This is a genomic window from Flavobacterium sp. (assembly GCF_027533505.1).
GTDB lineage: Bacteria > Bacteroidota > Bacteroidia > Flavobacteriales > Flavobacteriaceae > Flavobacterium.
Window position 1 is genome coordinate 1 of record NZ_JAPZUB010000048.1, and the last position, 11,836, is coordinate 11,836.

11 protein-coding genes and 1 pseudogene are annotated in these 11,836 nt (G+C 41.3%); 5 read left to right on the forward strand and 7 right to left on the reverse strand.

The window, feature by feature from the left end:
- Window positions 1–430: 430 nt before the first annotated feature.
- From O9316_RS10395 to O9316_RS10405, 3 genes are all read right to left on the reverse strand, one after another.
- Window positions 431–850: a hypothetical protein gene (locus O9316_RS10395; protein ID WP_298204465.1), complete on the reverse strand. Its 420-nt coding sequence runs from the start codon at window positions 848–850 to the stop codon at window positions 431–433.
- A gap of 353 nt (window positions 851–1,203) precedes the next feature.
- Complete coding sequence (locus O9316_RS10400) at window positions 1,204–1,899, reverse strand: hypothetical protein (protein WP_298204466.1); 696 nt, start codon at window positions 1,897–1,899, stop codon at window positions 1,204–1,206.
- A gap of 686 nt (window positions 1,900–2,585) precedes the next feature.
- A complete protein-coding gene (locus O9316_RS10405) occupies window positions 2,586–3,338 on the reverse strand; it encodes a lipopolysaccharide kinase InaA family protein (protein WP_298204467.1) in 753 nt (250 codons plus the stop codon).
- A 63-nt stretch (window positions 3,339–3,401) separates the two neighbouring features.
- Between O9316_RS10405 and O9316_RS10410 the strand changes: the two genes are divergently transcribed.
- Window positions 3,402–4,475: a glycosyltransferase family 9 protein gene (locus tag O9316_RS10410; RefSeq protein WP_298204468.1), complete on the forward strand. Its 1,074-nt coding sequence runs from the start codon at window positions 3,402–3,404 to the stop codon at window positions 4,473–4,475.
- Here O9316_RS10410 and O9316_RS13085 read toward each other — a convergent pair.
- Window positions 4,472–5,959, reverse strand: coding sequence for a glycosyltransferase (locus O9316_RS13085; RefSeq protein ID WP_366941541.1), 1,488 nt, complete (start codon window positions 5,957–5,959; stop codon window positions 4,472–4,474). The two genes, O9316_RS10410 and O9316_RS13085, sit on opposite strands and share 4 nt — an antisense overlap.
- A gap of 50 nt (window positions 5,960–6,009) precedes the next feature.
- On the opposite strand from O9316_RS13085, the gene O9316_RS10420 reads away from it, so the two are divergent.
- A complete protein-coding gene (locus O9316_RS10420) occupies window positions 6,010–6,747 on the forward strand; it encodes a glycosyltransferase family 2 protein (protein ID WP_298204469.1) in 738 nt (245 codons plus the stop codon).
- Between the two features lie 33 nt (window positions 6,748–6,780).
- Here the strand turns inward: O9316_RS10420 and O9316_RS10425 are convergent, their stop codons facing one another.
- On the reverse strand, window positions 6,781–7,506 hold the full coding sequence (locus tag O9316_RS10425) for a polysaccharide deacetylase family protein (protein WP_298204471.1): 726 nt from the start codon (window positions 7,504–7,506) through the stop codon (window positions 6,781–6,783).
- A gap of 65 nt (window positions 7,507–7,571) precedes the next feature.
- On the opposite strand from O9316_RS10425, the gene O9316_RS10430 reads away from it, so the two are divergent.
- Genes O9316_RS10430 through O9316_RS10440 form a run of 3 tightly spaced genes read left to right on the forward strand, consistent with a single transcriptional unit; the run spans window position 7,572 to window position 10,397 of the window.
- Window positions 7,572–8,342, forward strand: a complete 771-nt coding sequence (locus O9316_RS10430) for a glycosyltransferase family 2 protein (RefSeq protein ID WP_298204472.1) — start codon at window positions 7,572–7,574, stop codon at window positions 8,340–8,342.
- 1 nt (window position 8,343) lies between these two features.
- A complete protein-coding gene (locus tag O9316_RS10435) occupies window positions 8,344–9,447 on the forward strand; it encodes a glycosyltransferase family 4 protein (RefSeq protein ID WP_298204473.1) in 1,104 nt (367 codons plus the stop codon).
- Complete coding sequence (locus tag O9316_RS10440; RefSeq protein WP_298204474.1) at window positions 9,444–10,397, forward strand: hypothetical protein; 954 nt, start codon at window positions 9,444–9,446, stop codon at window positions 10,395–10,397. The genes O9316_RS10435 and O9316_RS10440 overlap by 4 nt, the downstream gene beginning before the upstream one ends.
- On the opposite strand, the gene O9316_RS10445 is transcribed toward O9316_RS10440, so the two are convergent.
- Both O9316_RS10445 and O9316_RS10450 read right to left on the reverse strand, forming a co-directional pair.
- On the reverse strand, window positions 10,394–11,617 hold the full coding sequence (locus tag O9316_RS10445) for a glycosyltransferase family 4 protein (RefSeq protein WP_298204475.1): 1,224 nt from the start codon (window positions 11,615–11,617) through the stop codon (window positions 10,394–10,396). The two genes, O9316_RS10440 and O9316_RS10445, sit on opposite strands and share 4 nt — an antisense overlap.
- Before the next feature lie 108 nt (window positions 11,618–11,725).
- A pseudogene (locus O9316_RS10450) lies at window positions 11,726–11,836 on the reverse strand (IS982 family transposase); the annotation flags it as partial.

The window sequence follows — 11,836 nt, forward strand, 5'->3', positions numbered from 1 at the left end:
ACAATCTAAAGCTCCGATTTAACCAAATTAAAGAACTAATTATTTTTTGGTTACAATTATTGTTCAACTTTTTCACTAAAAATAAAACCACTATTTTAATCGAAATTTAAAATAGTGGCTTTTTAAGGAATGACTACTTAAAGCTAGCTTATGAACCTACTATTGGGTGAAAATGGAATGAAATTGGATTTAATTCACAACCTGACGTTTTGTTGCTTGGCGAAGAAGCGGTCAATCGGTTAGCGATTATTTTATGAACCACGCGAAAGGATTCGCGCGTTAGCGGGGCCAAAGCCTTTTACGATTTGGACATTGCCTTGTTGCTTTTGGCCAATCCTTATTTCGATTGCACCAGTGTCTTTTTTATTCGAGCCAAAGCCTTTTTCGATTGCGCCAAGGCTTTGTTCGATTTGGATATTGTTTGTTTCGATTAGCGTTTTTTGAATTTTATTTTTGCGATTGCTTTGTATTGTGCAGAACTTGCATCAAGAATTGTGAATAAATAATCTTTGGCTTTGTTTGCAGTATCTACAAGGTTATCATCAGATGAATATAATGTACTGTTTCTTAAACTTCTTGCGTTATTTAGAGGGATGAAAGTATCAGCTACTGCTTGAGTTTTTACTAGCATTTGTGCTTTTTTGGATTGATAGGTTGCTATCTGATATTCTATTTCGTTTGGGTTGAAGTTTGGCGTATTTTGCAATAAAGCAATCAATAAATCCATATTATTTGTACGTTGATCGTAACTCATTTGTGATGTTGAGTAATTGGCTTGCGCTTCGTCTGGGTTTGTTGAAGTTGCAATTGAAGTTTTTCTAACTCCTTTTAGTTTACGAACGATTGTCATAAAATCTTCTAATTGAACTTGTGTAACACCTTCGGTTGCTTTATATGCTTTGCGAAGTTATGTTAGTTCACGATTTAGAGGTTTAAATATTATTTCTCTTTCATCGACAGCAATGGAATATGGAGCAACTAAATTGTTTACACTTTCTTGTTGATTAAAAGCATTGGTGTAAATGGATTGTAGATTGGTTAATTTTAATTTTGTATTGCTTGGGTTTAGATTGCCCCAATTTCAATAATGTTGGTGTTTAGTAAATTTAGGTTGGCAATGTTTTTTGCGTGACCTACTTCCGATGTTGAAGCCATAATTTTAATTTTAAATTTGTTAATAAAGAAATAAATCTATAAATATATTTATAGATTGTAAGTGAAATTAACAAAAATATATCTTGAAATAAGGTTGTTTTGGAGCGTGTTCCTAGAAAAATCAGAGGTTTGAATTTGAGAAAAAATACTATTGTTTAATAGGTTTTTACCAATTAAATTAAATTCATATTTTTTGTCTTTTGGTTTATAAATAATGCTAAAGTCTAGGAATAGATAATCATTATTGGGGTTGTTAGTATTTGGTATAAAGTAATCCCCAGTAATAACGGAAAAAATAGAAGATGAATGTTTATATTTTATTTTTAGTGCATTTGTGAACATCTTATTGTTTATTGTTCCAATGTTTTCTGATTGGTTAGATGAATATATGTAGTTTGATTGATTTTCAAAATTTATTTTCGTGTCAAAAGCTGTTTTTATTGCTAGTTCATTTGATATGTTGTTGCTTGTGTTATTTCTTAAATCAGAGGTGTTAACTATATTTTTATAGTTGGATTTTGATATTGTTGAAGATAATTTCACAGTAGTAGATAGTTTACTGATAAACTTTTCTGTTGATAAATTTAGATTTAAATTATCGTTTTTTTCGTTTAGATAGAAAAAACCGGGAAGGCTACAATCCGTTTCTTCAAAAAAACTATTCCCGTTTCTTTTGTATAGCCATTTTGAATAAAAATAACCAACAATAATACTTAGCAAGGGTAAAATAATATTCTGAACCATAATTAATTATTTCTATGTCTTCATAGCAATATTCCAATCTTTAACCCGTTGCCCCATGAATCCTTAGGCTTTACAATGACTCCCATACGTTAGGATTACATTGACGAATTTCTTTGCAAGCGGTTTAGGAGAAACAGTGATTAACGTTCAGCAATTAGCAATTAGTGACCAGACTTACGACTAAACACTGCTCCCGATCCTTCGAGGCTGAACACTGAAAACTGAACACCGAACACTGAAAACTGAACACTGAACACTGAACACTGAACACTGAACACTGAACACTGAACACTGAACACTGAACACTGAACACTGAACACTGAAAACTGAAAACTGAACACTGAACACTGAACACTGAACACTGAACACTGAACACTGAACACTGAACACTGAAAACTGAACACTGAACACTGAACACTGAACACTGAAAACTGAACACTGAAAACTGAACACTGAACACTAAACACTGAAAACTGAACACTGAACACTGAACACTGAACACTGAACACTGAACACTGAACACTGAACACTGAACACTGAACACTGAACACTGAACACTGAACACTGAACACTGAACACTGAAAACTGAACACTGAAAACTGAACACTGAACACTGAACACTGAACACTGAACACTGAATACTGAACACTGAACACTGAACACTGCTCCCGACCCTTCGGGGCTGCTCACCGCAGCTTCCGCTTCAACCACTTCTTTCTGTTGATCTTGCGCTTAAAGTCCTGCGAGGTCTGCCACAACACCGGCCATAGTTCACTTTCGGGTACACCACTCAAACGCGCATACGTAGCCGCTACGGTTTTCAACATCGTTTTCGACAACCACATTTTCTTAAAATTGTCCATCCGTTGCGCCATCGAAAGGGTGCGAAACTGCATTCGATTTAAATCAATCAGGTAAAATTCGTACCGGCCGTTGCCCAAGTCCTTGATCAAGGTATTCCCCGGCGAATGGTCCAAAAAATGAATACGCGCCTCATGCATACGGTAAGTAAAGGCCGTAAACTGCTCCAAAATCGCTACACGATTGGGAAACAAAGGGTCGTGTATGAGTTCGCGTATCGTAAAATCATAGTCAATATGACGGCAGAAATAAAAACTGTCGCCCAACAAGCCCAGCGCCTTGCGTTCTTCGATATATCCGATAGGAAAAGGGGTCAGAATACCGTGCTGTTGCAAATAGCGGGCATAGTCAAAAGAGCGCTGGGCCTTACTTTGACGGAACCACGAATAAATAATCGATTTCAAAAACCCCGGTGTTTTAAAAAACTTAATACTCACCGTTTCACCGTGCAACACATTGGTTTTAATAGCATTACGCGCACCTTGCACCACCAATGTCCCCGAATACGGAAACTGTGCCGCCAAGGCCTCAAGCGCTTGCTGCTGGTCTATATAATCGGGATGAACAATTGTGGGCACAGGTTTGTTTTTAGTTTGGGTAAATGTATTAAAAAATTGTACTTTGCACCAAGATTTTAGGGTATGCAAAAAATTCTTATCATCCAAAACAAACGGATTGGCGATGTATTAATCGCCTCAGTCATTGCCAACAACTTCAAACGAAAGTACCCCGATAGTGAGGTGCATTTTATGGCGTACGACTTTACTACGGGCGTTTTGGAACACAATCCCAATATCGACAAAATCATTCCCATTCGCGAAAAAGAACTCAAAAAAGGGCGCAACCTGCTCCAATTCATCCGTTGGGTGCGGCAACAAAAATACGACATCATTTTTGACCCCTACTCCAAAACACAAAGCCGTTTGATTTGTAAATTTTCGGGGGCCAAAATGACCATCGGACATAAATCGCGAAAGAAATGGGGCAATTGGAACTTTTATACCCACCCTACCGTGGGACTCGAAAAATCGGATAAATTGTGTGGGAAAGCTATCGAAGATCGGGTGCATCTCATTGAATATGCGGGTGACTTTTCCCCTATTGATTATGAGCCTAAAATCTTTTTGACAGCCGCCGAAAAAAAAGAAGACCTACTCGGAAAATACAAGGATAAAAAAGTAATCATGCTCGGGGTTTTGGGCAGTACGCCTCAAAAATCGATGCCCTACGCCTACGTTGCCGAGGTTTGCGACCGTATTGCGACCACTTTTGATGCCTATTTACTGTTCAATTATGCCCCGCACCAAAAGGAAGAGGCCTTAAAAATCTTTAGCCTTTGCCAGCATAAAGACCGAATTATCTTGGACATTTATGCCCCTACGATTCGAGATTTTATCAAATTAATGGCCCAATGTGATGTATTGGTCGCCAACGAAGGAGGAACGGTGCATATCGCCAAAGCCCTCCAGAAACCCACCTTTACCTTGTTCTCCCCCTACGTGAACAAAGAACATTGGGCGAGTTTTGAAGACGGAGTGAAGCACACCTCGATTCACCTGCGGGAAGAAAAACCCGAGTTGTATACCGAATTCACCTATGAAGCGCGTAAAAAAATGGAAGCCGACCCCAGTCCATGGTACCACGAACTAAAACCGGCATTGTATTGGGACCGTTTGCAAGCGTTTTTAACGCATCACTTGGGTAAAAACAATTAGGAAGTAGGAGCTTCTTTGCGAATGCCAAAAGGCGTCCATTTGATTTTTTGCTGTTTGACCTCTTTGCGAATGGCCAAATTGGCCGCCAACGACTCGGGAGTTTTGTATCCCCGCGGATGATCCAAATGCAACACGACGGCTTTGTGACGGATTTGCTTCCCTTTAATACCGTTGTTTTCCAAACGTTCGCCAAACTCACGATCGGGTCCGCCGTATTTCATGCGCTCATCATACCCATTAATGGCAATCATATCACTGCGAAAACCCGACGAATTACAATTGTTAAACGAAGGCGTTGTGGGGGAAACAAGGTCCAAAAGCCACGCCGACCACGATTGAGCACTTAACTTTAAGGTATTGGAAAACCCCAATCGATCGATTGATTTTAACCAACGCACGTCAAAACAACGCTGCGAAACAATATCTTCCGAGGCAATATGCTTGCTTGTTTTCATCGTAAGTTTGCAATACCCGCCCGAGAGAAACCGACCTTGTTCGGCCTCCAAGGCATGGATTTCGACAAAATCGTTCCGCGGAATACAATCGCCATCAGTCATAATGATATACTCATGGGCCGCTTCTATAATGGCCACATTCAAAATCTCTTGGCGACGGTATCCCAAATCTTCATGCCATAAATGACGAACCGGTACGGGATAATTGGCGGCATACCGATCAATAAGCGCTTTGGTCTCGGGCCGTGAACCATCATCGGCTATGATCAATTCAAAATCGGAATAGGTTTGCACCGAATAGCCAATCAAGACTTTCTCCAACCATTCTTCGGCATTGTACGTACTCACAATCACCGAGATTTTCAACTTTTTATCGTGTGCGGCTGCCATAAGTAAAGTGGTATTTTTAACTGATTTTTGTTGTAATCCAGGCCATTCCCGATAGTAACGATGCGCAGGATAGCGATCGTCCCAAGCCCCTGACTCCAATAAAGCAAGGCAATCCGACTTCCAAAGGGAACTGTTCGAAAAGTTAAAAGGCAACTCCGGAAGGCAATAATCCAAAAGGGCTGCCCAACTGCCGGGTTCAATCGCACGAAAGGCTTTGAGTCCTTTGGCGGTGGCATGTTGTGCTAAAAAAGAAGGACTAAAATAGTTGCCCGACTCAATGCCCTCAGGGGTCAACGTATCAAATACTGCGTCTTGGATAAAAAAACGAGCACCCGTTAAATAAAAGCCTTCTTCTCTGTGCTTTACGTGTTCTTCAATAAAATCTTCCCGCGGGATGGCATGGGCATCGGCAAAGACCACATAATCGGTGAGCGATTCCGCTAAATGGGCTTGTAGCGTTGCCGGAGAGCAAATGAAAACGGAGAAAAAATAGTCCGAGAGATGTACCGCTACCGGGTTTTCCTGAAGAAGAACCACCTCAAAATTACGGTAGTTTTGCGTGGTATAGCCCCACAAAACCCTTTGCATGGTGGGTAAATCGGTTCCATTTGTTAAAACAACGGTAACATTCTTTTGCATGGATGCAAAGGTAACCTAATTTTACTAAATTTGTTTTTCAATTTTCAAGAATGCGCACCCTTTCGGTTATCATCCCCACCTTTAATGAAGTTTCGTATTTAGAAGACGCCGTAGCTTCCGTTCGTTTTGCCCAACAAATCATTGTGATTGATTCGTTCAGCACAGACGGTACGGCCGAACTCGCAAAACAATTGGGTTGTGAAGTCATTCAACGAAAATTCGATCATTTTTCCGCCCAAAAAAATGCCGCGATTGCCCAAGCCAAAGGCGATTGGATTTTGTTTGTCGACGCCGACGAACGGGTAACACCCAAATTGAAGTTGGAAATTCTCGAAACCCTAAAAAATCCGAAGCACCAAGGCTACAAATTGCGCTTTCCCCACTATTTTATGAATCGCTTTTTATACCATAAAGTCGATCGCGTGACCCGTTTAGTGAAAAATGACGGCGTACACTTCACAGGAGAAGTGCATGAAAAACTACACGTCAACGGAAGTATCGGACAATTGGAGGCGTTTATGATTCATTACACCTACAAAGGCTTGTTTCATACCTTGAGCAAAAAAAATTCGTATGCGTGGTTCCAAGCCGATATGGCCCGCCAGAAAGGAAAAAAAGTGACGCTACTGCATTTGTTCTTCAAACCCTTATATCGTTTTTTCTCGGCCTACATCCTGAAGAAAGGCTTTATGGACGGACTCCCGGGCTTGGCTTTGGCGAGTGTAAATGCCTACGGCGTGTTTTCGCGGTATGTCAAAATGATGCTTTTGGAGCGAAAAATGGAGTAACGACCTCGAATATCGTTTTTACATCCCGTTGCTTTACCACAAACGGAGACGTCCCCACCGCAGCTTCCATCGAAAACGCAGCAAATGATCTTCACCTTTCACATCAATGCGCGGTATAACGTAGGGATGCGACCACGGAAAACGACTTACCCTATTCCCGATACGAAAGCCAAACGCAATACCATTTTTTTGGAGTAGCGTAAAAAAGTGAGTTTGCGCGGGGTGTTGCCGCGGATAATTCCCGTACGGATACGCCAAGGCCGGAAAAACAGGCAACTGCTCGGCGACAATTACTTGCTGCGCTTGGTCAAAATCCTGTTGTATCGCTTCCAAAGATAAGGTAGCCATTCGCGGGTGGGCAAACGAATGATGGGCGAGTTCAATCACATTGGGGTCCAAAGCACGAAGCTGCGCAGCCGTCATGATCGGATGGGCACCAGCACCCAAAGACGCATTCCACGCATCGGTTGTTCCCAAATAGGCAAAAGGCACAAAAAACACCGCTTTGAATCCGTATTTGATTAACAACGGTACTGCAAATTCCCACTGACTCACGGTAACATCGTCAAAAGTGAGCACAACACTGCGTCGGGGCAATTGGGGAAGAGCGGCTAATTCGGAGAGGAAAAACGACTGGTAACCTTTTGACCGCAAATACATTAGCTGTTGCTCAAAACGAGAAGCCGCCAAAGTCAATCCTTTACTCGCTTCCGCTTCGGCACAAAAATTATGATACATCAATACGGGAAGTCGTGTCACCGCCGTAAATTTTAAAAATTGGAATGGAGTAAAAATACTATATTTGTTGCTTTGATTGCAAATCTATGGCCGAAAATACCGCTGTACCTAAAATCACCGCATTGGCGATCTCTTACAACGAAGCGCTTAATGTGGAGCGGTATATCGAACGATTGAAGTTTGCCGATGAAATCATTTTTGTCGATTCGGAAAGCACCGATAACACACAAACCCTCGCGGCCCAAATGGGGGCTAAAGTACTTACACGTCCTTTTACCAATTTCTCCGAACAACGCAATTTTGCTATTGCGCAAGCCACCCACGATTGGATTCTTTTCTTTGATTTGGATGAAATCATTACGCCTGAGTTGGAGGAAGAAATCAAAGCTACTGTCAAAAATCCCGGAGATAAAAATGCTTTTTTTGTCAAGCGAACCTTCCATTTTATGGGCAAACGCATTCGTTTCGGAGGATGGCAAAATGACAAAGCTATTCGTCTTTTCAATAAAAATCACGGCGCCTACAACGGTAATTTGGTGCATGAAGAAGTCAAAGCCGATGGCAAAGTGGGGATTCTCAAAAACCGCTTAAATCATTACAGTTACAAAAGTTTTGACAACTACAACGATAAACTAAATTTGTACAGCAAGTTGCAAGCCTTAAACCTCTACCAAAAGAAAGTGCGGCCCAACGTGTACCACTTTTTTATTCGTCCCCTGTACCGCTTTCTGTGGCAATATTTTTTCCGTTTAGGGGTACTCGATGGCAAAGAGGGCTTTATTCTGGCTTACGTCCACTCCTTTTCTGTATTCAAACGGTATTTGCAGTTGTGGATGATGTACCGAAAAATAGACTAACATGCGGTTACTACAAATCACAGCGTCCAACGTATGGCGCGGTCACGAACAGCAGATTGTATATTATTACGATGCCTTTGCCGCCAAAGGAATGCATCAAGTGTTACTTTGTACACCCGATACGCGTTTGCACGAAATAGCGCAAGAAAAAAACTATCGCGTTCATACACTGCCCTTCCATTCGGAATACGACCGAAAATGGATGAAAAAAATCAATCAAATCATTCGAGAAGAAAAAATCGATCTCATACTGATCCACAACAGCACCGCCCACACGCTTTGTGTGCTTTCGTCGTTGTTGTACGGTTGGAAAACACCCATGGTCTTTTTCCGTACCTTAATTAAAAAGGTCGATACCAATTTTTTCCGAAAATGGAAATACAATTACCGTGGATTAAAAAAAATCGTTTGTGTCTCGCAAGCGGTCATCGATGTTTTAGCCCCTGCCATCAAAGATAAAAGCCGCCTTTCCATTGTGGGGAGTGCCACCGATTTGGAGGAATTTCACCGTACCCAACCCACCGGATGGTTGCGCAAGGAATTAGGATTGACCGACGATACCGTGATCATTGGAAACATAGCTGCTTTTGTAGGCTTTAAAGACCATATCACTTTGGTGCATGCCGCGGCCGAAATTGTCAAAAAAATACCCAACGTAGTCTTTGTTTTGGCAGGAAAAGGCGAACTCGAAGAAAACATTAAAGCACTGGTTGCCGAACAACAACTCACCCGCCATTTTGTGTTTTTAGGGTTTCGAAAAGATATCCCTGAGCTCTTCCCTGAGTTTGACCTCTTTCTATTTACGTCCAAACTCGAACCCACAGGCGGTGTTTTGCTGGAAGCCTATGCGAGTCATGTGCCCATTGTAGCTACCCGTGCAGGAGGAATTCCAGAAGTGGTGGTCGAAGGAGAAACGGGTTTGCTTTGTGAAAAAGAAAATCCGATTGATTTTGCCGAAAAAACAGTGCAATTGCTTCAAGATAAAGCGATGCAACAACGCTTAGTGACTAATGGATACCAGCATTTGCTGACCCATTTTACTAAAGAAGTCATTGCCGAAGCGATGTATAACGAATTGGAACTGGTTTATCGCGCCGCGCTATGAAAATCACCATCATCAGTTTTGACTATTTTGACTTTGATAAAAATATCATGGAAGCGCTCCATAAAAAAGGAATCGAAGCGCATCATATTGATATTTCAAAATATAAATACCGGTATAAATCGTTTGGAGAAAAAGTCAAGAATTTTTTCTCAAAGTTGCTGTTGGGCACCAATGTAAAGCGGGTTCACATGGAAGCCTTTGTGCTTCGCGAATTGGAACAATGGGGCCCACAAGACCAAATATTGGTGATTCGTCCCGATCGTATCAGTCGAAAAACCCATGAAATCATCAAAACCAAAACCAAACAGTACCGCGCCTATTTGTACGACAGCACCAATCGGTTTTCTATCCACCATTTGGAAAAAGGCTTGTTTGATCGCATTTATACCTTCGACCGCGATGATGCGCAAAAGTTTGGCTACCAACCCATCAGCAATTTTATTTATTTCCCCAAAAAAGAAGCAGTGCCGAACAGTAAACTCCCCGTAGCGCTGTTTATGATTGCCTCTATCGACGAGCGTCTTCCGTTGTGGAATGCAGTGGCGGCCTATTGCCGAAAAGCACAACTTACGACCGATTTTATTGCGGTAGGAAAACGAGAACCTGCTGCATTGGATGCAGGAATTGTGTATTCGAAAACCAATCTTTTTTTTGAGGCCATCACTACGCGAATGGACCGCGCCCAAGCCTTTTTAGATTTGATACGTGAAGAGCAGAACGGTCTGAGTTTTCGGGTTTTTGAAGCCATGGGCTACCAGCGAAAACTGATCACTTCCAATGCATCTGTTAAGGACTACCCCTTTTACCATCCCGCCAATATTTTTGTACTCACCCGTGATAATATTGATCAAATTCAAGCCTTTTTGGAAATCCCATTTGAACCTTTACCCGAGGCACTTTACCACCAATTTACAGTAGAGCATTGGGTAGATACGGTGTTCGAACTTTAACGAACTGCCTTAACAATATTTTCGGTTAAGACTTTACGGGAGAACGGTTGTAAGGTAATTTCGGATTGCTCACGCAGGGATTCCCACAAAGCGGTATCGGTGTAGGCGGCAATTATTTTTTGTGCAAACTCCGACGGACTATCGGCTATCATAGCTTCGGCTACTTTTCCAAAATCAAATCCTTCAGCTCCGATAGGGGTTGTGACTAAAGGCAATCCAAATTCGAGACTCTGTCCGATTTTACCTTTGATACCCGCACCATAACGCAAAGGAGCTACAAACAAACGATGGGTACAAAAGGCATCAGACAAATCGTTTACATAGCCAACAATTTTAAAGCGACTTTCATCGAGGGCGAGCACTTCGGACTTGGGATTACTTCCAATAACGGTAACCGTTAGTTCGGGTAAGGTTTCCCAAACCACCGGCATAATATGCTTGCGCAAATATTGTACGGCATCGATATTGGGCACATGTTCGAAACTCCCCACAAACAACAACCCTTCACGGGAAGAAAAGTCCTTTTGACCAGTAGTATCGGTAATAAAATCATGGATATTCCCTACGACCAACATTTTTTGTGTTTGGGCATAGTACGGCATCAGATTTTGCTTGTCCAATGAAGAAATAACAATAATGGTATCGGCAGCTTCACAATTGGCTTGTTCTATTTTCAAAAATCGTTCGGCTTCCGCCAATAATTTGGGATCATTAGATTTGAGTTCGGCTTCCCTTTTCATGCGTAAATAATGGAAATCGACCATATCATAAAGCGCTTTAACCGATGGATTAAACGAACGCACTAAAGCAATGTATTTATCAAAAACCAATGGACGGTGCAACCAAACCGCAGAAACATGGGGCACAATTTGCTCCATAAATCCTTCGCGCGTTACTAAATTACCCGTTTCATCGATACTTGGAAAATAAACTTGCACGCCTTTATTCTGGTAGTAGGTGTAATAACTTGTATCGTATTTGTATTCCTTTTTGTCGGCCATCAAATACACTTGAACGCCTTGTTGCAGTAATATATCAATGATTAAGTTCAATCGTCTCGAACCCGAATCTTTGTCGTATTCGGGTAATTTATCGTCAACAATAAACACGGAAGGTCCCTTATGTGCCTCAGGTAAAACCACGGAGAAAGTGGTATTTGATTGTTTCAATTTGCCTTTTAATTGTTGTTTTTTGAAGTAAATTTTGAGTGATTTGAACATGGAGTAATTTGAATTATGGGTCAAAAGTACTTTTTTTCGACAAGACTTCCCCTAACCTTGTCGGCTAATTTATCATTTACCCGTTGGGTGAAATTAAATTAATTGATTTTAGATTTTATTTATTGGTCTATTAAAGATAAATTTATTGATATACTGAACCAAAGTTAATGCTGTTATTTTTGCTAAAATTCTTGTTTTAAAACCTTCAAAAGATTTAGC